The organism is Tsuneonella sediminis (assembly GCF_051912845.1).
In the GTDB taxonomy this organism is placed as follows: Bacteria; Pseudomonadota; Alphaproteobacteria; order Sphingomonadales; family Sphingomonadaceae; genus Tsuneonella; species Tsuneonella sediminis.
The window spans coordinates 1,393,420-1,415,355 of sequence record NZ_JBNCBU010000001.1 but is presented as its reverse complement, the minus strand read 5'-3'; the positions used below and the strand labels follow the sequence as shown (position 1 = coordinate 1,415,355).

Below are 21,936 nucleotides of genomic sequence, written 5' to 3'. Positions count from 1 at the left end.
CGCCCGAATTGCCCCCCTATATGCGCCCCCGACCGCTCGCTTCGAGCACGGTCCGGCGATGCGCGGCGACGGACCCAGGATGGAAGCGGCGTTTCCATAATCGCGACGCACGACCTGCAGCAGCGGCCCCGGGAGGGGTGCGCCCATTGCTGCGGGCTTTTTGCGTCTCGCGGTTTCTCGCCCGCGCACGAGATTCGAAGGCACAGCCGCTTTTTGCGGCGACAATATAGAGGCGATATCCCTCCTATGGCGACCAAGGCAAAGGCACCGGCGATCAGCCGCGGCAAGCAGACCGGCACCGCGAAGAAGCGCATCCGCCGCATCTTCGGCGACATCCACGAAGTCGTGCAGATGCCCAACCTGATCGAGGTCCAGCGCGAGAGCTACGAGCAGTTCCTGCGTTCGGACAAGTCCACGGGATACGTCTCGGGCCTTGAAAAGACATTGCGTTCGGTGTTCCCGATCCGCGACTTCGCGGGCACCGCCGAGCTTGATTTCGTCCACTACGAACTCGAAGATCCCAAGTACGACACCACCGAGTGCCGCCAGCGCGGGATCACCTATGCCGCGCCGATGAAAGTCACCCTGCGCCTCATCGTGTTCGAGGTCGACCAGGAGACCGAGACCCGCTCCGTTCTCGATATCAAGGAGCAGGACGTCTACATGGGCGACATGCCGCTCATGACCGAGAACGGCACCTTCATCATCAACGGCACCGAGCGCGTGATCGTCTCGCAGATGCACCGTTCGCCGGGCGTGCTGTTCGACCACGATCGCGGCAAGACCCACTCCTCGGGCAAGCTGCTGTTCGCCGCGCGGGTCATCCCCTATCGCGGCTCGTGGCTGGATTTCGAATTCGACGCCAAGGACATCGTCAACGTCCGCATCGACCGCAAGCGCAAGCTGCCGGTCACCGCGCTGCTCTACGCGCTCGGTCTCGACAGCGAGGACATCCTCCACCACTTCTACGATACCGTCGCGTGGGAGCGGGTGAGCGGCAAGCAGGGTGACGGGTGGAAGATCCCGTTCACCGCGGAAGCGTGGCGCGGCCAGAAGCCGGCGTTCGCGCTCATCGACGCGAAGACCGGCGAAGAGGTGTTCCCCGCTGGCCAGAAGATCAGCCCTCGTGCCGCCAACAAGGCGGCCAAGGATGGGCTCGAGGCGCTGCTGATCCCGACCGAGGAGATTTTCGGACGGTTCGCCGCGAACGACCTGATCGACGAGAAGACCGGCCGCATCTGGATCGAGGCGGGCGACGAGGTATCGCCCGAGAACCTCGAGGCGCTCGACAAGGCGGGCGTCGACCGGCTGTCGCTGCTCGACATCGACGACGTCAACACCGGCCCGTGGATCCGCAACACGCTCAAGGTCGACAAGGCCGAGAACCGCGAGGAAGGCCTCGAGGCGATCTACAAGGTCATGCGCCCTGGCGAGCCGCCGACCAAGGAAACAGCCGAGGCGCTGTTCGAGGGCCTCTTCTTCGATTCCGAGCGTTACGACCTGTCGGCCGTCGGCCGCGTCAAGCTCAATATGCGCCTGAACCTCGACGCCGAGGACACCGTGACCACGCTGCGCAAGGAAGACATCCTCGCGGTGGTGAAGGAGCTCGTCGGGCTGAAGGACGGCAAGGGCGAAGTCGACGACATCGACAACCTCGGCAACCGGCGCGTGCGTTCGGTCGGCGAGTTGCTCGAGAATCAGTACCGCGTCGGTCTGCTGCGCATGGAGCGCGCGGTGAAGGAGCGGATGAGCTCGGTCGACGTATCGACCGTCATGCCGAACGACCTAATTAACGCGAAGCCCGCCGTGGCCGCGGTGCGCGAGTTCTTCGGCTCGTCGCAGCTCTCGCAATTCATGGATCAGACCAACCCGTTGTCGGAAGTGACGCACAAGCGCCGCGTCTCGGCGCTTGGCCCGGGCGGTCTCACTCGCGAGCGCGCCGGGTTCGAGGTGCGCGACGTGCACCCGACGCACTACGGCCGCATCTGCCCGATCGAGACGCCAGAAGGCCCGAACATCGGCCTCATCAACTCGCTTTCCACCTTCGCGCGCGTCAACAAGTACGGCTTCATCGAAACCCCGTACCGCCTCGTGAAGGACGGCAAGGTATCGGGCGAGGTCGTCTACCTCTCGGCGATGGAAGAGCAGAAGCACGCGGTCGCGCAGGCTTCGGCGGAAACCGACGCTGACGGCAAGTTCGTCGAGGACCTCGTCTCGGCCCGCCAGGGCGGCGAGTTCGTGATGCTGCCGAGCGACCAGATCACGCTGATGGACGTTTCGCCCAAGCAGCTCGTATCGGTCGCCGCCTCGCTGATCCCGTTCCTCGAGAACGACGACGCGAACCGCGCGCTCATGGGTTCGAACATGCAGCGCCAGGCCGTGCCGCTCGTCCGCGCCGAGGCGCCGTTCGTCGGCACCGGCATGGAAGAGACCGTGGCGCGCGACAGCGGCGCGGCGATCACCGCCAGCCGCGGCGGCGTGGTCGACCAGGTCGACGCCACCCGCATCGTCATCCGCGCCGTCGGCGACGTCGAGCCGGGACAGTCGGGCGTCGACATCTACCGGCTGCAGAAGTTCGAGCGTTCGAACCAGTCGACCTGCATCAATCAGCGTCCGCTGGTGAAGGTGGGCGAGACGGTCGAAGCCGGCGACATCATCGCCGACGGCCCGTCGACCGAGTTCGGCGAGCTCGCGCTTGGCCGCAACAGCCTCGTCGCGTTCATGCCGTGGAACGGCTACAACTACGAGGACTCGATCCTGATCTCCGAACGCATCGTCAAGGACGACGTGTTCACCTCGATCCACATCGAGGAATTCGAGGTCATGGCCCGCGACACCAAGCTGGGCCCCGAGGACATCACCCGCGACATCCCGAACGTCGGCGAGGAAGCCCTGCGCAACCTCGACGAGGCGGGCATCGTCTACATCGGCGCCGAAGTGCACCCGGGCGACATCCTCGTCGGCAAGATCACGCCGAAGGGCGAAAGCCCGATGACGCCGGAGGAAAAGCTTCTCCGTGCGATCTTCGGCGAAAAGGCGAGCGACGTGCGCGACACCTCGCTCCGCCTGCCGCCGGGCGTGACCGGGACGATCGTCGACGTGCGCGTGTTCAACCGCCACGGCATCGAGATCGACGACCGTACCCGGGCGATCCAGAACCAGGAGATCGAGGCGCTCCGCAAGGACAGCCAGGACGAACGGGCGATCCTCAACCGCGCGACCTACAATCGCCTGAGGGAAATGCTCGTCGGCCAGACCGCCAGCGCGACGCCGAAGGGTGTCAAGAAGGGCGAAACGATCACCGAGGAGCTGCTCGAGGGAGTCGAGAAGTTCGAATGGTTCAAGTTCGCCGTGGCCGACGACCAGCGCCAGGCGCAGATCGAGGCGATCAAGGGCCAGTACGACGAGGCCGTGAAGGGCATCGACGAGAAGTTCGAGGACCGTAAGGAAAAGCTCGAACGCGGCGACGAACTCGCTCCCGGCGTGCTCAAGATGGTCAAGGTCTTCGTCGCGGTGAAGCGCAAGCTGCAGCCGGGCGACAAGATGGCCGGCCGCCACGGCAACAAGGGCGTCATCAGTCGCATCCTGCCGGCGGAGGACATGCCGTTCATGGAAGACGGCACCCCGGTCGACATCGTGCTCAATCCGCTCGGCGTGCCGAGCCGCATGAACGTCGGGCAGATCTTCGAAACGCACCTCGGCCTCGCGGCCCGCGGCCTTGGCCAGCAGGTCACCGCGGCGCTCGAGGAATGGCGCGAGGCCAATCCCGATCCCAAGGCGGCGAAGGCGCCGAGCGCGGTGATCGAGAAGCTGAAGGACGTCTACGGCGAGCAGTACCACGCCGACATCGACAGTCGTTCGGCCGAGGACATCGTCGAGATGGCCGGCACGCTCAAGGACGGCGTACCGTTCGGCACCCCGGTGTTCGACGGCGCGCGCGAGGCGGACGTCTCCGCGATGCTCGAGAAGGCGGGCCTGCCCACTTCGGGCCAGGTCACTCTCTTCGACGGGCGCACCGGCGACGCGTTCGACCGCAAGGTGACCGTGGGCTACATCTACATGCTGAAGCTCCACCACCTCGTCGACGACAAGATCCACGCGCGTTCGATCGGGCCGTACAGCCTCGTCACCCAGCAGCCGCTGGGCGGCAAGGCGCAGTTCGGCGGCCAGCGCTTCGGCGAGATGGAGGTCTGGGCGCTCCAGGCCTACGGCGCGGCCTACACGTTGCAGGAAATGCTCACCGTGAAGTCGGACGACGTGGTCGGCCGGCAGAAGGTCTACGAGGCGATCGTCAAGGGCGACGACACGTTCGAGGCCGGCATCCCGGAGAGCTTCAATGTGCTCGTCAAGGAAATGCGCAGCCTCGGCCTCAACGTCGAACTCTCCTCGCTCGGCGAGGACGAGGACGACGACGGCCTGCAGATCGCGGCGGAATGAGGGGAGCGGCTCCGGCCCTCCCCAACCCGTCCCGAAGAATTCACCCGTAAGGGATTAAAGTCATGAACGAACTGACCAAATTCACCAACCAGCTCGCCAAGCCCGAGACGTTCGACCAGATCCAGATCGGCATCGCCTCGCCCGAGCGCATCCGCAGCTGGTCGTTCGGCGAGATCAAGAAGCCGGAAACGATCAACTACCGCACGTTCAAGCCCGAGCGCGACGGCCTGTTCTGCGCGCGCATCTTCGGTCCGGTGAAGGACTACGAGTGCCTGTGCGGCAAGTACAAGCGCATGAAGTACAAGGGCGTCGTCTGCGAAAAGTGCGGCGTCGAGGTAACCGTGACCAAGGTCCGCCGCGAGCGCATGGGCCACATCGAGCTCGCCGCTCCGGTCGCGCACATCTGGTTCCTGAAGTCGCTGCCGAGCCGCATCGGCCTGCTGCTCGACATGCAGTTGAAGCAGCTCGAGCGAGTGCTCTACTTCGAGAGCTACATCGTTACCGAGCCGGGTCTGACCCCGCTCGAGAAGTTCCAGCTCCTCACCGAGGACGAGCTGCTCGACGCGCAGGACGAGTACGGCGAGGACGCGTTCAGCGCCGGCATCGGCGCCGAAGCGGTCAAGATGATGCTCATGGACCTCGACCTCGAGGGCGAGCGCGACGCGCTGCTCGAAGAACTCGAGACCACCAAGTCGACCCTCAAGCCCAAGAAGATCATCAAGCGGCTGAAGGTCGTCGAGAGCTTCATCGATTCGGGCAACCGCCCGGAATGGATGATCCTCGAGGTCATTCCGGTCATCCCGCCCGAACTGCGCCCGCTGGTGCCGCTCGACGGTGGCCGGTTCGCGACGTCGGATCTGAACGACCTCTACCGCCGCGTAATCAACCGCAACAACCGGTTGAAGCGCCTGATCGAGCTGCGTGCGCCGGACATCATCGTCCGCAACGAGAAGCGCATGCTGCAGGAGGCGGTCGACGCGCTGTTCGACAACGGACGTCGCGGCCGCGTGATCACCGGCGCGAACAAGCGTCCGCTGAAGTCGCTGTCCGACATGCTCAAGGGCAAGCAGGGCCGCTTCCGTCAGAACCTGCTCGGCAAGCGCGTCGACTATTCGGGCCGCTCGGTCATCGTGACCGGCCCGGAACTCAAGCTGCACCAGTGCGGCCTGCCCAAGAAGATGGCGCTCGAGCTGTTCAAGCCGTTCATCTACGCCCGGCTCGACGCCAAGGGTCTGTCGATGACCTTGAAGCAGGCCAAGAAGTGGGTCGAGAAGGAGCGCAAGGAAGTCTGGGACATCCTGGATGAAGTCATCCGCGAGCACCCCGTCCTCCTCAACCGCGCGCCGACCCTCCACCGCCTCGGCATCCAGGCGTTCGAGCCGGTCCTCATCGAGGGCAAGGCGATCCAGCTTCACCCGCTGGTCTGCGCCGCGTTCAACGCCGACTTCGACGGCGACCAGATGGCCGTGCACGTCCCGCTGAGCCTCGAGGCGCAGCTGGAAGCGCGCGTGCTGATGATGAGCACCAACAACATCCTCTCGCCCGCCAACGGCAAGCCGATCATCGTTCCCTCGCAGGACATGGTGCTGGGCCTCTACTACCTGTCGATGGATCGCGAGGGCGAGCCGGGCGAGGGCATGATGCTGGCCGACATGGCCGAAGTGCACCAGGCGCTCCATGTCGGTGCCGTGACCCTGCACTCGAAGATCATCAGCCGGGTTCCGCAGACCGACGAGAACGGCAAGGAGTATATGCTCCGCGTCGAGACCACGCCGGGCCGGATGCTGATCGGCGAGTGCCTGCCCAAGCGGCACACCGTCCCGTTCGAGGTGATCAACCGGCTCCTCACCAAGAAGGAGATCGGCGACGTCATCGACCAGGTCTATCGCCACACCGGCCAGAAGGACACGGTGCTGTTCGCCGACGCGATCATGGCGCTGGGCTTCCGCCACGCGTTCAAGGCCGGCATCTCGTTCGGCAAGGACGACATGATCATCCCCGACAGCAAGGAAGGGATGATCGAGGAGGCCAAGGCGCTCGTCGCGGATTACGAGCAGCAGTACCAGGACGGCCTGATCACCCAGCAGGAAAAGTACAACAAGGTGATCGATGCCTGGAGCCGGACCGGCGACAAGGTGGCCGACGCGATGATGGACGAGATCCGTGCCCGTCCCAAGGACGAGAACGGCCGCGAGGCGCAGATCAACTCGATCTACATGATGAGCCACTCCGGTGCGCGCGGCAGCCCGGCGCAGATGAAGCAGCTCGCCGGCATGCGCGGCCTGATGGCCAAGCCTTCGGGCGAGATCATCGAGACGCCGATCATCTCGAACTTCAAGGAAGGCCTGACCGTTCTTGAATACTTCAACTCGACCCACGGCGCCCGCAAGGGCCTGGCGGATACCGCGCTCAAGACGGCGAACTCGGGCTACCTGACCCGCCGCCTTGTCGACGTGTCGCAGGACTGCGTGATCGTTCAGGACGATTGCGGCACCGAGCGGGCGCTCGAGATGCGCGCGATCGTGCAGGGCGGTTCGGTGATCGCCTCGCTCGGTGAGCGCATCCTCGGCCGCACAACGGCGGAAGACCTCGTCAACGCCAAGACCGGCGAAGTCATCGTTAAGGCGGGCACGCTGCTCGACGAGCCGATGGTTGCCGAGATCGAGGCCGCCGAGGTGCAGTCGGCGAAGATCCGTTCGCCGCTGATCTGCGAGGCCGAACAGGGCGTCTGCGGCACGTGCTACGGCCGCGACCTTGCGCGCGGCACGCCGGTCAACATCGGCGAGGCCGTGGGCGTGATCGCGGCGCAGTCGATCGGCGAGCCGGGCACCCAGCTGACGATGCGGACCTTCCACATCGGCGGCGCGGCGCAGCTCAACGAGACTTCGCACCTCGAGGCGATTTCCGACGGCAAGGTCGAATACCGCGACATGCCCACGATCGTCGACAAGCGCGGCCGCATCCTCAGCCTCGCGCGCAACGGCGAGATCGTGGTGATCGACGCAGAGGGCCGCGAGCGCGAGCTGCACCGCGTGCCCTACGGCACCGTGCTGATGCACAAGAGCGGCGACAAGGTGAAGATCGGCGAGCGACTCGCCGAGTGGGACCCGTTCACGCTGCCGATCATCACCGAGCAGTCGGGCACCGTGCGCTTCCAGGACCTCGTCGACGGCGTGACGATGGAAGAACGGGTGGACGACGCGACGGGCATCGCCCAGCGCGTGGTCACCGAACTCCGCGCGTCGAGCCGCAAGAAGAAGGACGACCTGCGTCCGCGCCTCACCCTGCTGGGCGAGGAAGGCGGCAAGAAGGGCGAAGAGACCGAGGCCGCGCGCTACATGCTGGCGCCGGGCACCTCGCTGTCGGTCGAGGACGGCCAGCACGTCGAGGCGGGCGACATCCTCGCCCGCGCCTCGCGTGAAGCCGCCAAGACCCGCGACATCACCGGCGGTCTGCCGCGCGTCGCCGAGCTGTTCGAGGCGCGCATGCCCAAGGACGTCTCGGTGATCGCCAAGATCAGCGGCCGGGTCGAGTTCGTCCGCGAGTACAAGGCGAAGCGCAAGATCGCGATCGTGCCCGAGGAGGGGGATCCGGTGGAATACCTGATCCCGAAAACCAAGGTCATCGACGTGCAGGAAGGCGACTTCGTCAAGAAGGGCGACACGCTGATCTCGGGCAGCCCGAACCCGCACGACATTCTGGAAGTGATGGGGATCGAGGCGCTTGCCGAGTATCTCGTGAACGAGATCCAGGAAGTCTACCGGCTCCAGGGCGTGAAGATCAACGACAAGCACATCGAGGTGATCGTTCGCCAGATGCTGCAGAAGGTCGAGATCACCGATGGCGGCGATACCGTGCTGCTGCCGGGCGAGCAGGTCGACCGCGAGGAGATGGACGAGATCAACGCCAAGCTGGCCAAGGGCAAGAAGCCCGCGACCGGCACCCCGGTGCTTCTCGGCATCACCAAGGCCTCGCTCCAGACGCGTTCGTTCATTTCGGCCGCCTCGTTCCAGGAAACCACCCGCGTGCTCACGCAGGCGGCGGTCGAGGGAAAGAAGGACTCGCTCATCGGGCTCAAGGAGAACGTCATCGTCGGCCGCCTCATCCCGGCGGGCACCGGCGCGGGCATGAACCGCATGCGCATCGCGGCGAGCAGCCGCGACGCCGCCCTCAGAGCCGCGTGGAAGAAGGCGCAGGAGCACCTCATCATGGCGAATTCTGCCGAGGAGGAGCACGAGGCCGAACTCGAACAGGGGCCGGAAGCGGCGATCGGCGACGATCCGCTGGCGGTCATGGAGGGCGAGACCCACGGCACCGATGCCGATGCGGGCGACTACCTCGAGCAGAGCGACGAAGGCCCGGTCGAGGACGCCGAGACCGAGTAAGCTACGCTCAGTGCGATACGAAAAGCCTCGCCGGAGCGATCCGGCGGGGCTTTTCTTTTCTTCGCGGGCGCGCAACATGACCGCATGCGCGACGCCGCGATATTGCTCTTGCTGGTTCTCTCCGGTTGCCGGGACGGTCCTCCTGGCGATCCCTCACCGGCACCTGCCGAAACATCCGTGCAGGCCGTTTCCGCCATTGCCACGCTCGAGGGCGAGTGGCGGGTTGCCGGGATCGACGGTGAACCGTTCGACGAGCCCTACGGCGCCGCGCTCAGGGGAAATGCCAGCGACGTGTGGTGGGAACCCCCCTGCGCGGGGCTGGTGCGCACGTACCGCATCGACGGTGCAGCCGTCGCCTTCGGACCCCGCCTGCCGGCCTCTCCACCCCCGGGGCCGGACGCGGCCCCGCCAGCGGTCTGTGCAATCGGGGTTCCCGCTGCGATGCAGGAGGTCTTTCGCGCGCTCGACGTGGCGACCGCCCTTCGCAGGACCCCTGAAAACGGCATTCTCGTCTCCGGCGGCGGCCGCAGCGTCCTGCTGTTTTCCCAGTAATCAGGCGTCCTCGATCGCGGGGATCCGTGCCGCACGCGGCTCGTGTCCCCAGTGACGCAGGAGACGCAGGACGTCACTCCCCGCCAGCCCGAGCGTGCCGGTGTTGCGCAGCGGATGAACGTTGATCCGGTCCGCCGCGGCCAGTCCCTCGTCGAGCACGACCGTCACGCTTCCGGGCGCCGCGTTGATCATCGCCAGCGGAGTGACCGAGCCCGGCTCGATGCCGAGCAGCCGGATCATGTCGTCCGGCTTGCCGAAACTCACGCGCTTGCAACCGATGGCCGCGGGTAGCGCCTTGAGATCGACGCGCGCTTCGGCGGGCACGGTGACGAGCCAGAATTTGCCACCGGCATCCTTGAGGAACAGGTTCTTGGTGTGCGCACCGGGAATGTCCCGGTCGATCGCACGGCTCTGCTCGACCGTGAACACGGCCTCGTGCTCATGGGAGGTGAAGGGGACGCCGAGCGCGGCGAGGTCGGCCATGAGGCCAGCCTCTCCGCGCATCGGCATTCTCACATCCGGTGAAGCGCGCAAAGCTTATTGCCGTCGGGATCGCGCAGGTATGCCAGGTAGAGATCGCCCATCCCCCCCGAACGCACGCCCGGCGGGTCCTCGATCGCAGTGCCGCCGTTGTCGACCCCCGCCTTGTGCCAGGCGTCGGCCTGCTCGGGCGTCATGGCGAACCCGATCGTGCAGCCGTTCCCGTGAGTCGCGGGCTGGCCGTCGATCGGCGTGGTCACGATGAAGATGCCGCCGTTGTGCATGTAGATCAGGCGACCCTTGTCGTCCTTGCGGCCTTCCTGTCCGCCCATCGCCTTGAAGGTGGCGTCGTAGAAGGTCTTTGACCGGTCGATATCGTTCGATCCGACCATCATGTGGCTGAACATTGGGCTCTCCCTTCTGGTTGCAGGTTGCCACGCATATCGCCGCGGCGCGGGCGGTCAATAGACGGGCGCATCACCCCTCGTGCACGGCTTTCGGCACCATGCAGGCCATCACGCCCTCGCGCCCGTCCTCGCTGCCGTAGCCGGACCACTTGACCCCGCCGAACGGTGCGTCGGCCGCTGAAACCCCGCCGGTGTCGATCGCAACCATCCCTGCCTCGACCTCGGCGGCGAGACGGCGGCGCCGCGCCGGGTCGCTTGTCCAGGCATAGGCCGCCAGGCCATACGGCAGGCGGTTGGCCTCTTCGATCATCGCGTCCTCGTTCGCCATGGGATTGAGGATCGCAACCGGCCCGAACGGCTCCTCGTTCATGATTTCGGCACCGGTGGGCACCTCGCTCAGCACGGTGGGCTGGTGGAAGAAGCCCTGGTTGCCGATCCGCTCGCCGCCAGCGAGCAGATGCGCGCCCTGCGCCTTCGCGTCGCCGACCAGGCTTTCCATCCGTTCCAGGCCCCGGGCAGATGCCATCGGACCCATCTGGGTGTCCTTCTCCATCCCGTTGCCCACCACGATCGCTTTCGCGCGCTCGACGAAGCCGTCACGGAACCTCTCGAACACGGGCTCCTCGACGAGGAAGCGGGTGGGACTGACGCACACCTGTCCCGCATTGCGGTACTTGTTTGCGGCCATCGTATCCAACGCCTTGTCGATGTCGCTGTCGGCGAACACGAGCACAGGGGCGTGGCCACCGAGTTCCATGGTCGCGATCTTCAGATCCTCGGCGGCAAGTTTCGCGAGGTGCTTGCCGACCGCAGTCGATCCGGTGAACGTCACCTTGCGGATGATCGGGCTCGCGAGGAGGTGCCGGCTGACCTCGTCGGGCACGCCGAACACGCACTGCGTGGCGTCGCCCGGCACTCCGGCATCGACGAACGCCTGCACGATGGCGAATCCGGCCGACGGCGTTTCCTCAGATGGCTTGACGATCGTCGAGCAACCCGCGGCCAGCGCGCCGCCGATCTTGCGCATGACGTTGAGGGCGGGAAAGTTCCACGCCGCGAACCCGGCGACGGGACCCACCGGGTGGTATTGCACCTCGACCCGCGCCCCTGCAGGCCTGACGAGAGTGCGCCCATAGATGCGCTTGCACTCGCCGGCGTAGAACTCGAGCAGCATCGCGCAGTAGATAGTCTCGCCGACCGCCTCCTTGATCGGCTTGCCCTGTTCGCGCGTGATCGCGGCTGCGATGTCGTTAGCCCGCTCGCGGATGAGACCGGCAGCCTTCATCAGGAGGGCAGAGCGCTGGTCGGCGCCGGTGTTGCGCCATGCCCTGAACCCGCGCGCGGCGGCCTCGAGCGCGCGGTCGAGATCGTCCGCGGTAGCCTGGGCCACCCGGCCGACGGTGTCGCCGGTCGCCGGGTCGAGCACGCCGACCGTCTCGCGCCCGTTTCCGGAAAGCGTTTCGCCGGCGATCAGCAGGGGGGTGTCGGTCATTGTCTCGCGGTCTCCAGTGGCTTGCATGCGCGGCCGAGTTGCGAACGGAGGAGGCCGAATGCAAGCGAAACGAGACGTCTGGCGCGGTTCATGTCGGGCGGGCTATGTAGAATTATGTCTTTCACCCTTATCGCGGCCGCGATCCTGGCCGCCGCTCCCGCAGCGGCTTCACCCGCAGGGCCTGCCAGGTCCCTCTCGATGCAACAACAGGCCGCGCTCAGGTGTTCGGCCGCCTTCGCGCTCGGTGCTGCAGAACAGGAGAGGGGCGCCAACAAGGCCTGGCCGCTCCTTGCCGGACGCGGCAAGGAGTTCTTCGTGCGTGCGTCCGCGGCGATCATGGATGAAGCGGGCTGGACGCGTGACCAGGTCGCCGCCGAACTAACGGTGCAGGCGCGCATTCTCGGACGCCCGGGAGAGCTCGAGGCGGCGATGCCGCCGTGCCTGCTTCTGCTAGACGCATCGGGCTTCTGACGCGGCGGGGTGAAGCGGCGTTCAGGCGCAGGCAAGCGCGGCAGCCGTAGCCTGACGGCGATTCGTCCGGCCTCGTCAGGCCGCTTGCCCAGGAGGTTCGCCATGCGCGTTCCCGTGATGACCATCGCCGCTGCTGTGTTTGTGGCGCCGCTTCCCGCGCTTGCGCAGGAAGCCCGGCCGGTCGATGAGACCGAACTCGCGACCGCCGAGATTGAAGCTACGCTGAAGAACCCCGCAATGCAGGCGGCGGTGGCGGAAGGCATCGCCGCGGCCAGCGAGGTCTTGCTCGACGTGCCGCTCGCACCGCTCGCCCGGGCTGTCGCCGAGGCGGCGGGCGAGGATCCCGACGCGGTCGACCCGCGCATGACGATGCGCACTGTATCCCCCGACGCGCAGGACGTGCCCGACAAGGTGCGCGAGGCGATGCCGCGGATGATGGGCGCGATGGGGTCGATGGCCGGCGGGATCGGGGCGATGATGCCCGCACTGCGCGAGATGGCCGAGCGGATGCGCGCGGCGATCGAAACCGCCGGTGCCGCGCCCCGCTATTGAAAGAATTCTGCCGCTTAATTGCCTACCGCCCGGTGGATTTGCGCCGCGCTGTCGTGCATGACGGCAGCCGATGTTGCGCCTGTACCAGTTCCCTCTCTGCCCTTTCAGCCGCAAGGTTCGCCTGCTGCTGAGCGAGAAGGGCGTCGGCTATGAACTCTGGCGCGAGAACCCGTGGGAGCCGTCGGAAGGGTTCTGGCGTCTGAACGCCGCCGGGCGCACGCCGGTGCTCGAGGACAAGGCGAAGGGCGTCATCCTCGCCGACAGCCGCGCGATCTGCGAATACTTCGAGGAAACCGTCGACAAGGCGGCGATGATAAACGGCACCGCGGCCAATCGTGCGGAAATCCGCCGTCTCGTCGCGCTGTTCGACGAGAATTTCTACGGCGATGTCGTCGCGCCCCTGCTTCACGAGCGGATGAAGAAACGCCTCGTCCTGCGCCAGCCACCCGATTCCCGGGTCCTGCGCGAGGCCATGAAACTCGCCCACGAACACCTTGAATACGTCGACTGGCTGGTCGAGACACGGCCCTGGCTCGCGGGGTCCACGATGAGCCTCGCCGATCTCGCCGCCGCGGCGCAGATTTCGGTCGCGGACTACCTCGGCGGCATCGACTGGACCGGCCATGACGAGGCGCGCGGATGGTATGCGGTCTTCAAGAGCCGCCCGAGCTTTCGCCCGCTGCTGACCGAGCGGATGGAGGTTATCCAGCCCCCCGCCCATTACGGGAAGGTCGACGCCTGACCCCGCGCTTGAGGTGCGCACGGCAATCCCCATATCCCGCACGAAGGAGATTGCCCGATGAGCATCGATCCCAGGGACCTGACCGACGACCAGTGGCGTCAGAAGCTCAGCCCCGAGCAATACCAGGTGCTGCGGCAGGCGGGGACCGAGCGGGCCTTCACCGGCAAGTACGACAAGAACTACGACCCCGGGCAGTACCGCTGCGCCGGTTGCGGCCAGCTGCTGTTCGAAAGCGACGCGAAATACAACAGCGGGTGCGGTTGGCCCGCCTTTACTGCACCCGCTGACGGGAGCGCGGTCGAGGAACACCGCGATGTCAGCCACGGGATGATCCGCACCGAGGTCGTATGCGCGAACTGTGCCGGGCACCTGGGACACGTGTTTCCCGACGGCCCGCGGGAGGCGGGCGGTCTGCGGTACTGCATCAATTCCGCCGCGCTCGATTTCGAGCCGAGCGACGCCGCACAGGAATAGCCGTTCACGCGGGGTTACATCTCGCCTATGCACCCCGGCGACGGATGGTAACGAGGGTGCGGCTCTAGAATGGCCAAGCGAGGAAGCCGGCGCGCGGCAGGTGAAGCGCAGCGGCGGCGGCAAGCTGGAAAGACGTCGCGTGCAGTAACCGGCTGGCGCCTGTGGCTGCGCCGCGGGCTGACCTGGGGCGGCGGAGCGGCCATCCTCGTCGCGATCTTCGTCGCGCTCGCGGTGCTGTTCGCGGCGCGCTCGCTGCCCAGTTACGCCTCGCTCAAGGCGAGCCAGCCTGGCCAGACGATCGTCGTGCGCGCGCGCGACGGGACCGAGCTCGTCGAACTGGGCCCGAGCTACGGCAAATGGCTCGACAGTTCGCAGATACCCCAGGTGATGAAGGACGCGATGGTCTCGGTCGAGGACCGGCGCTTCTACTCGCATCCGGGCGTCGACCCGATCGGCCTGATGCGCGCGGTCTATGTCTGGATAACCGGGGAGCGGCGCCTTCAGGCAACCTCCACCCTCACCCAGCAGCTCGCGCGCAACCTGTTCCTGAATTCGAACCGTTCGGTCGATCGCAAGGCGCGAGAGATCATTCTGGCGATGGCGCTCGAGAGCAAGTTCACCAAGGAGCAGATTCTCGAGCTTTATCTCAACAAGGTCTATTTCGGGGGCGGCGCTTACGGCGTCGATTCGGCCAGTCGCAAGTTCTTCAGTCACGACGCGACCCGGCTCTCGACTGCCGAGGCGGCGATCATCGCGGGTCTCGTGAAAGCGCCCAGCCGCTATTCGCCCACGGCCGACATCGATGCGGCGGTCGGTCGCGCGAACGTCGTCCTGCGGCTGATGCGCGAGCAGGGCCGGATCAGCGCGAGCGAGGCGTCGGTGGATCCGAGCGCGGTCAAGCTGAAAAAGGATGCGAGCCAGAATTCGGTGCGCTACTTCACCGACTGGGCGCTGCCCCAACTGGAAATCCTCCTGCCGGAAACGTTCGAGCCGATCGAGGTCTGGACTACTCTCGACGTCGGCATGCAGCAGGCCGCTGCGACCGCGATCAAATCGAACGTGCCGAACGGGGCGCAGGGTGCGCTGGTATCGCTTGACCGCGACGGGTCGATCCTGGCGATGGTCGGCGGGACCGACTACGTCACCACCAACTACAACCGCGCGACCGAGGCCGTGCGCCAGCCCGGCTCGGCGTGGAAGCTGTTCGTCTATCTCGCCGCGCTGGAAGCCGGGTATACCCCCGACGACCGGGTCAAGGACGTCCCGGTGACGATCGACGGCTGGAGTCCACGCAACGACGGACGCAGCTTCGCCGGCGAAATCGACGTGCGAACCGCCTTCGCCTACTCGAAGAACACGGTCGCCGCACAACTCGGCAACGAGGTCGGGTTTGGCACCGTCGCCTCGATGGCGCGGCGATTCGGGATCACCACGCCGATTTCGACCTATCCCTCGATGGTCCTCGGCACGAGCGAAGTTCGCGTGCTCGACCTCACGCGCGCGTTCGCCGCGGTGGGTGCGGGTGGAGTCAGCCTCGAGCCGTATGGGATCGTCAAGGTGACCACGACGGGCGGCGAGGTGCTCTATCAGCACGAGGATGCGCATTCGACGCGGCTGGTGCCCGACTACGTCGCGGCGGGGATGACCGACCTGTTGCAGACCGCCGTCAGCACGGGGACGGGTCGGGCCGCGCAGATCGGACGTCCGGTCGCCGGCAAGACCGGCACGACCAGTTCGAGCAAGGACGGCTGGTTCCTCGGCTTCTCGAGCGGCATCACCACCGGCGTGTGGATGGGCCGCGACGATGCCCGGCCAGTCGCGGGCCTGCATGGCGGAACCGCGCCTGCGCGCGCGTTCGCTGCCTACATGCGCTACGCCGTAAAGGATCGCCCCGTCGAACAGTTCGACACCGACCTGAAATTGCCCGATTGGCAACTCGAGCCCGACGAGGAGTACCTCTTCGGCGGCGATCCCGGCGAGTATTATTACATCGACGAGCAGGGCAATCTGGTCGAGCCCTCCCGTCCGGGACCGGGGCAATCCCCGCCTGCTGACCAGTTCCCGGTGGAGGGCGAACAGGTGCCCGGCGCCTCGCCACGCCGGCCGGGCCCGCCCGACGAGGCGACCCAGGCGGCAAGCGACGATTTTCTCGATCGTGCAACGGGGGCCAGAACGCCCGCCCCGGCACCGCCGCCACGCCCACGGCAGAATGCGCTTCCACCGCAGCCCGCGCCAGGGCAGCGCCCCCCAGGAAATTAGATCGCCTGTTCCATTCCCGGCCGACGCGATGAAATCATTAATTCAATTTTTAATCTTCGTCCGCAAATATCCGCACCAATAACAAGGTCGCTCTCCATACTTCATTGAAGAAAGAGCAGGGCGGTGCAGTCGACTATTTCTGATGACAGGCGGGAAAACAGCCGCCGTACGACGTTCATCCGGGGGTTTCTTGCCAGCAGCCGGGGGCCGCGCAGGTCCGTGGTGATCGTGGACCTGTCGCCGCAAGGATTCAGGGCCGAGGTCGGACCGCATCCGGTGGCAAGCGGCGGGGCCTTCAGCCTGAAGATGGGAAATCTGGAGGCATTGGGTGCGGCATTGCGATGGACACGGGACACGAGCGCGGGTTTCGCTTTCGACAGGCCGATCCATCCAGCGGTCCTCGACCACATTGTCCGGGTCCATCCACCCAGCGATCCGCAGGCCTGAGGGGTGGACCGGGGAGGGCAGTGATGCATGCTGAACACGAACCGGCAACGATGACCGCAGGCGCCGGTTCGCGCGATCGCCGGGGCGACGAGCGCATCGTGTCGGGCGCATCGGCCATCGCGCGCATCCCCGCGAGCCCGCACCGCGTGACCCTGGTCGACGTTTCGCGCACGGGCTGTCAGATTCGCGTCGATGGGCTCGCGGTTCCCCTGGGGGCTACGGTGAACCTCGACTTTGGACCCGGCCGCCAGATCACGGGACAGGTCATGTGGGCGCAGCCTCGAACCGCCGGCATCCGGTTCGATCGAACCCTTTCGGCTATAATGGCGGCCGCGCTGGGGGTGGAGCCCGCCGTCGGCGTCGAAATCGAGGAGGTTTGCGAAAAGCCTCCCGTGCAGGAACGGGCTTTGCGGCTGCCCCACTGGCTGCGTTCGCTGCTGGGGCGCGCAGCCTGACGGCTTTCGAGCGACCCCAACGAAAAGCCCCGCCGCGGAGTTACCGGACGGGGCCTTTCTTACTTAACTAGAGGGTCGGTCGTTCAGCGAAGGCGCACCGGCACATAGGTTAGCGGCCGTCCGCGGCGCTGGATCCGCAAGAGAACGCTCTCCCGGCCGGCCGACTTCGCCTGGCGCACAATTTCCTCGAGTTCGCCGACCGCGTTGACCGGCCGGTAATTGGCCGTGACCACAATGTCGCCGCGTTGCAGTCCTTTCTGTCCGGCATCCGAATTCGCATCCACGCCAAGGATTACGAGGCCCCCGGTGTCCGCCGGGACGCCGAGTTGCTGAGCGTAACGGGGCGTCAGTGGCGACACCTGCAGGCCGATGTCCCGCGCCAGCGCCTCGCCGCTCGATGCGCCGGGGGCCGGACGATCCTCGTCCTGCTGGGGATCGCCATTGAACATCTGCGACTGGGCGAGTTCCTCCTCGCTCGGCCGCTTGCCGACCGTAACGGTTACGGTGCGGCGCTGCCCTTCGCGGTAGAGTTCGATGGGAATGCGCTTGCCCGGCGCGATATTGGCGACGAGGAACGACAGGGTCTGGTCGTTCGTCACCTCCTTGCCGTCGACCCGCGTAATCACGTCGCCCGCCTTGATCCCGGCCCTGTCGGCTGCCTGACCGGGTTCGACGGACTGGACGAATTCGCCCTGGTTCGGCGGCAGGTCGAGCGAGTTGGCAAGGTCGCCCGCCACCGGCTGGATCTGCACGCCCAGATAGCCGCGCTCGATCTCCTGGCCCGTGCGCAGCTTTTCCACGATCGGCGCGGCGATCTCGGCCGGGATCGCAAACCCGATACCCACGCTCCCGCCCGAGGGCGAGAAGATCGCGTTGTTGATGCCGATGACGTTGCCCTGCATGTCGAACAGCGGGCCGCCCGAGTTGCCGCGGTTGATGCTCGCGTCGGTCTGGATGTAGCGGTCGTAGGCCCCGCCCGACCCGGTGTTGCGATAGACCGCCGAGACGATCCCGCTCGTCACCGTCCCGCCGAGAGCGAACGGATTGCCAATCGCGATCACCCAGTCCCCTACGCGGGCCTGGCTCGAATCGCCGAACCTGACGAACGGAAACGGTTCGCGCCGCTCGATCTTCAGGACCGCAAGATCCGATGAAGCGTCGTTGCCGACGAGCCTGGCCGGCAGGACCGTACCATCGGTCAGGGTGACCGAGATCTCCTCGACCTCGCCGCGGCCCTGCGGGGCAATCACGTGATTGTTGGTCACGACGTATCCGTCGGCCGAAATGATGAAGCCCGAGCCGAGCGATTGCGCTTCGCGGGTCTGCGGCTGTCCGCCGCCCCGGTTGCCGAACAGTCCTTCAAACGGGGTACCCGCGAACGGGTTTTGCGCCGACCCGACCTGGATGCGCTGGCGAGTCGAGATGTTGACCACCGCGGGTTGGAGCTGGGCAGTAAGGTCGGCGAAGCTCGCGGGCGCTCCGGCGCGGGGCACCATGCGGGCCATCTGGCTGTCGTCGTTCTGTGCGACCTGGGCACCCGCGGGATGCCCGGTGATCAGGGAAATCGCGGCACCGCCGAGGAGCAGCGCCGAGGTCAGTCCATAGGAGTATCGCACGCGCCTGGTTTCCTTCACTTGCATCTCTTTTCAAATCTCCCTCGGGCGCGCACTCTCGCCCGCGGGGCTTAACCCCCATTGAACATACCGACGAACGGTCAACGCGATCCGCGGAACTGCTTCAGATACTCGTTGTTCGGGTCGAGCACGAAGGTGCTGCCCGACTTGGAGTCCGCCGCGAACGTCGTGTCGTAGCTCTGCATCGCGCGGTAGAAGTCGTAAAACTGCGGGTCCTTGCCATAGGCCTCGGCATAGATCTTCGCGGCCTGCGCGTCGGCCTCTGCGCGGATGATCTGCGCGTTCTTCTGGCCCTGCGCGCGCAAGGTCGCGGCTTCCTGCTGGCGCGCGGTTTCCATCCGCCGGAACGCGGAGATGAGCGGGCTGCCGTCGGGAAGATCGGCCTGCTTGATCCGCACGTCGATCACCTGCGCGCCATACTTTCGCGCCTGCGCGTCGAGCAGCCGGGTGATGTTGCTCATCGTCGTTCCGCGCTCTGCGGTCAGCAGCGAAGCGAAGCTGCGCCGACCAAGCTCCTGACGGACCACCGACGAGAGGATCTGGGACAGCTGGCTGTCGACCGTAGACAGGGTGCCGGCCGTCTGGACCATCTTCACGGGGTCGATGATGCGGTAGCGAGCATACGCGTCGACGTTGAGGCGCAGCTGGTCGGTCGACAGCACCGTCTGCGGCTCCATGTCGACCTTGAGCACGCGCTTGTCGATCCGCTCCACGCGCTCGTAGAACGGAACCCTGAGGACGATCCCCGCGCCCGTCTCGCCGAAAGGCTTGTTGGGCTGGAAGCGGTTGGCCACGCGATCGGGGCGGCCCGCCTGGATGATCACCGCCTCTTGCGTCTCGGGCACGACGACCAGGCTCGACCACACCGCGACGAGTGCCAGGGCGACGGCGACGATCGAGGTCTTGTGGGTTTCCCAGAACGTTTCCATCACTGGCCCTCCGCCGCCGATTGGCCGGCCGCCTGCGCGCGCTTTCTCAGTTCGGGCAGCGGGAGGTAGGGCGTCACGCCCTGCGCCTCGATCACGGTCTTGTCGTTGTTGCGCAACACGCGCTCCATGGTTTCGTAATAGAGGCGCCGCTTGGTCACTTCGGGTGCGAGCCTGTATTCGGCATAGATCTTGTCGAAGCTGGCCGCGTCGCCCTGCGCGCGGGCCAGGACCTGCTGCGCATACGCCTCTGCACGGTTGATCTCGGCATCGGCGTCCTGCTGTGCCGCCGACACGTCCTTGAACGCCTCCTCGACCTCCTTGGGCGGATCGGTCTTGCGGATCTGCACGCCCTGGACGGTGATGCCCGATCCATAGGCGTCGAGAATGGCCTGCATCCGGCGCATGACCGAGCCTTCGATATCCGCGCGGCCCGCGCCCGACAGGACCTCGTCGAGCGACTTTTGCGCGACCGATGCCCGCATCGCGGCTTCGGCGGTATCGCGCAGAGTCTCTTCGGGATCGGCGAGCTGGAAGCGGAACTGCTTCAGGTCCTTGATCGACCAGCGCACGTTGTAGCTGAGATCGACGAGATTCTGGTCACCGGTCAGCATCAGCTTCTGCGCGGTGCCTTCGGGAATCTGCTCGTCGCGGAACTGGCTGACTTCCTCGATGTCGACTTGCTGGATCGGCCAGGGCAGCGTGGTGTTGAGACCCGGCGTCAGTGTGCGGGAATACTGGCCGAAGGTGGTGACGATGCCCTCTTCCTTGGGGCCGACCTGGTGGACCATCGACACGCCCAGCCAGACGAGCACGATCGCACCGACCGCGAACGGGAACCAGCTCTTGCCGCCGGGCCTTTCGGGCAGGCGAAAGCCCGGGCCGCCACCACCGCCCCCGAGCCTGCGGCGCGGGCCTTCTGGGCCGCGATGCTTGAAGATGTCCTCGATGCTGGCGGAACGGCGCGGCTCGTCCCCGGCGGGAAGCCACGGATTGCGCGGTCCCTTGCGCGCCGGCTTGTCGGCCGCCGGTTCCTCGGGACCGGCGGGCTCGCCGCCCGTCGTGCTTGCATCCGGTTCCTCACCTGGCGTCTTGCCGCCGCCGGGCTTGGGCCCCCACGGGCTTTTGCCAGCCATCGCGAGGCCGATAACGCGTCCCAACCCATCCTTCATGTCCATGGTCCCACTTATAGGAACGCCGCGACGGAAAAACAGGGGTTGTGCTCGCGATTTTGCTGCTAGTGCCGCGCTTCTATGGACGAGAATTCGCTGATGGATCGCCTGCCCGGGACAATCGCGGAGCGGGTGCGGTCGCTTAAACTGCGCGGCGGCACGGTCACCGCGATTCTCGACGGGACCGGTCTTGCGCCGGGCGGGCGGGGCGATCTCGAAAACGCGGTGCGGGATCTGCTCGGCGATGCCGAGGGCGTTTCCGATGTCCGGGTCGCCGTAATGAGCGACAGGCCCGCCGCGCCGGTCATAGTCGCCGTGGGATCGGGCAAGGGCGGGGTCGGCAAGTCGACGCTGACCGCCAACCTCGCGGTGTCGCTCGCGCGGGTCGGCCGCAAGGTCGGTCTCGTCGATGCCGACATCTACGGTCCGAGCCAGCCGACGCTGCTCGATACCGAGGGGGTACGACCCGAGGCGAGGGGCGAAAAGCTCATTCCGGTCGACAGCCGGTTCGGGGTGCCGATGCTTTCGATGGGTCACTTGGTGGAGCCGGGCAAGGCGCTCGCGTGGCGGGGCCCTATGGCCTCCGGCGCGCTCGGCCAGCTGATCGATGCGGAATGGGGCGATGTCGAGCTGCTCCTGCTCGACCTTCCGCCGGGCACCGGCGACGTGCAGATAACGATGCTGCAGAAGCACCGCCCGGCCGGTGCGGTGATCGTTTCTACCCCGCAGGACCTCGCACTCATCGACGCGCAGCGCGCCGCCGAACTGTTCGCCAAGGGTCCGGTCCCGGTGATCGGACTGGTCGAGAACATGGCCGGCTATACCTGCCCGCATTGCGGCGAGGTGAGCGATCCGTTCGGTCGCGGCGGCGTCGAGGCGGCGGCCGGGGCGGCGGGATTGCCGTTTCTGGGACGCATCCCGCTTACCCTTTCCTTGCGCGAGGCGAGCGACGCGGGCGAGCCGCCCGCGGCGGGCGATGGGGACATTGCCGATACGTTCGCCGAAATCGCGCGCAAGATCGGTACCTGGCTCGACAGGAAGGCCGGCTAGG

General features: G+C 66.4%; 17 protein-coding genes. 11 read left to right on the top strand and 6 right to left on the bottom strand.

What is annotated here, in order from left to right; translation table 11 throughout:
• Window positions 1-246 precede the first annotated feature (246 nt).
• The 3 genes from rpoB to ACPV3N_RS07160 all read left to right on the top strand — a co-directional run bounded on the left by rpoB (window position 247) and on the right by ACPV3N_RS07160 (window position 9,374).
• Window positions 247-4,437, top strand: coding sequence for a DNA-directed RNA polymerase subunit beta (gene rpoB / locus ACPV3N_RS07170; protein WP_440116117.1), 4,191 nt, complete (start codon window positions 247-249; stop codon window positions 4,435-4,437).
• 62 nt (window positions 4,438-4,499) lie between these two features.
• Window positions 4,500-8,822, top strand: coding sequence for a DNA-directed RNA polymerase subunit beta' (rpoC, locus tag ACPV3N_RS07165; protein WP_440116115.1), 4,323 nt, complete (start codon window positions 4,500-4,502; stop codon window positions 8,820-8,822).
• Window positions 8,823-8,999: 177 nt separating this feature from the next.
• Window positions 9,000-9,374 carry a hypothetical protein gene (locus ACPV3N_RS07160; protein ID WP_440116113.1) on the top strand — a complete coding sequence of 125 codons (375 nt, stop codon included), beginning with the start codon at window positions 9,000-9,002 and terminating at the stop codon, window positions 9,372-9,374.
• Here the strand turns inward: ACPV3N_RS07160 and ACPV3N_RS07155 are convergent, their stop codons facing one another.
• The 3 genes from ACPV3N_RS07155 to ACPV3N_RS07145 all read right to left on the bottom strand — a co-directional run bounded on the left by ACPV3N_RS07155 (window position 9,375) and on the right by ACPV3N_RS07145 (window position 11,753).
• Window positions 9,375-9,878, bottom strand: coding sequence for a prolyl-tRNA synthetase associated domain-containing protein (locus ACPV3N_RS07155; protein WP_440117472.1), 504 nt, complete (start codon window positions 9,876-9,878; stop codon window positions 9,375-9,377).
• Between the two features lie 8 nt (window positions 9,879-9,886).
• On the bottom strand, window positions 9,887-10,261 hold the full coding sequence (locus ACPV3N_RS07150; RefSeq protein ID WP_440116111.1) for a VOC family protein: 375 nt from the start codon (window positions 10,259-10,261) through the stop codon (window positions 9,887-9,889).
• 70 nt (window positions 10,262-10,331) lie between these two features.
• On the bottom strand, window positions 10,332-11,753 hold the full coding sequence (locus tag ACPV3N_RS07145) for an NAD-dependent succinate-semialdehyde dehydrogenase (RefSeq protein WP_440116109.1): 1,422 nt from the start codon (window positions 11,751-11,753) through the stop codon (window positions 10,332-10,334).
• A gap of 198 nt (window positions 11,754-11,951) precedes the next feature.
• On the opposite strand from ACPV3N_RS07145, the gene ACPV3N_RS07140 reads away from it, so the two are divergent.
• The 7 genes from ACPV3N_RS07140 to ACPV3N_RS07110 all read left to right on the top strand — a co-directional run bounded on the left by ACPV3N_RS07140 (window position 11,952) and on the right by ACPV3N_RS07110 (window position 17,153).
• Window positions 11,952-12,224, top strand: coding sequence for a hypothetical protein (locus ACPV3N_RS07140; protein ID WP_440116107.1), 273 nt, complete (start codon window positions 11,952-11,954; stop codon window positions 12,222-12,224).
• Between the two features lie 102 nt (window positions 12,225-12,326).
• Window positions 12,327-12,776, top strand: coding sequence for a hypothetical protein (locus ACPV3N_RS07135; RefSeq protein WP_440116105.1), 450 nt, complete (start codon window positions 12,327-12,329; stop codon window positions 12,774-12,776).
• 70 nt (window positions 12,777-12,846) lie between these two features.
• Window positions 12,847-13,518 (top strand): glutathione S-transferase family protein, encoded by a 672-nt coding sequence (locus ACPV3N_RS07130; protein WP_440116103.1) that lies wholly within the window; start codon window positions 12,847-12,849, stop codon window positions 13,516-13,518.
• 57 nt (window positions 13,519-13,575) lie between these two features.
• Window positions 13,576-13,992: a peptide-methionine (R)-S-oxide reductase MsrB gene (gene msrB, locus ACPV3N_RS07125; protein WP_440116101.1), complete on the top strand. Its 417-nt coding sequence runs from the start codon at window positions 13,576-13,578 to the stop codon at window positions 13,990-13,992.
• A gap of 69 nt (window positions 13,993-14,061) precedes the next feature.
• Window positions 14,062-16,251, top strand: a complete 2,190-nt coding sequence (locus tag ACPV3N_RS07120) for a transglycosylase domain-containing protein (RefSeq protein ID WP_440116099.1) — start codon at window positions 14,062-14,064, stop codon at window positions 16,249-16,251.
• Window positions 16,252-16,479: 228 nt separating this feature from the next.
• Window positions 16,480-16,698 carry a hypothetical protein gene (locus tag ACPV3N_RS07115; protein ID WP_440116097.1) on the top strand — a complete coding sequence of 73 codons (219 nt, stop codon included), beginning with the start codon at window positions 16,480-16,482 and terminating at the stop codon, window positions 16,696-16,698.
• 23 nt (window positions 16,699-16,721) lie between these two features.
• The gene (locus ACPV3N_RS07110) at window positions 16,722-17,153 is read left to right on the top strand and encodes a PilZ domain-containing protein (RefSeq protein WP_440116095.1); all 432 of its coding nucleotides are present in this window, start codon (window positions 16,722-16,724) and stop codon (window positions 17,151-17,153) included.
• Between the two features lie 83 nt (window positions 17,154-17,236).
• On the opposite strand, the gene ACPV3N_RS07105 is transcribed toward ACPV3N_RS07110, so the two are convergent.
• The 3 genes from ACPV3N_RS07105 to hflK form a co-directional block, all read right to left on the bottom strand.
• Window positions 17,237-18,769 carry a Do family serine endopeptidase gene (locus ACPV3N_RS07105; RefSeq protein ID WP_440116093.1) on the bottom strand — a complete coding sequence of 511 codons (1,533 nt, stop codon included), beginning with the start codon at window positions 18,767-18,769 and terminating at the stop codon, window positions 17,237-17,239.
• Between the two features lie 98 nt (window positions 18,770-18,867).
• Window positions 18,868-19,716, bottom strand: a complete 849-nt coding sequence (gene hflC, locus ACPV3N_RS07100) for a protease modulator HflC (RefSeq protein ID WP_440116091.1) — start codon at window positions 19,714-19,716, stop codon at window positions 18,868-18,870.
• A complete protein-coding gene (gene hflK, locus ACPV3N_RS07095; RefSeq protein WP_440116089.1) occupies window positions 19,716-20,849 on the bottom strand; it encodes an FtsH protease activity modulator HflK in 1,134 nt (377 codons plus the stop codon). The genes hflC and hflK overlap by 1 nt, the downstream gene beginning before the upstream one ends.
• A 117-nt stretch (window positions 20,850-20,966) precedes the next feature.
• Here hflK and ACPV3N_RS07090 point away from each other — a divergent pair, with 117 nt between their 5' ends.
• On the top strand, window positions 20,967-21,935 hold the full coding sequence (locus tag ACPV3N_RS07090) for an Mrp/NBP35 family ATP-binding protein (RefSeq protein WP_440116087.1): 969 nt from the start codon (window positions 20,967-20,969) through the stop codon (window positions 21,933-21,935).
• The last annotated feature ends 1 nt before the right edge of the window (window position 21,936 follow it).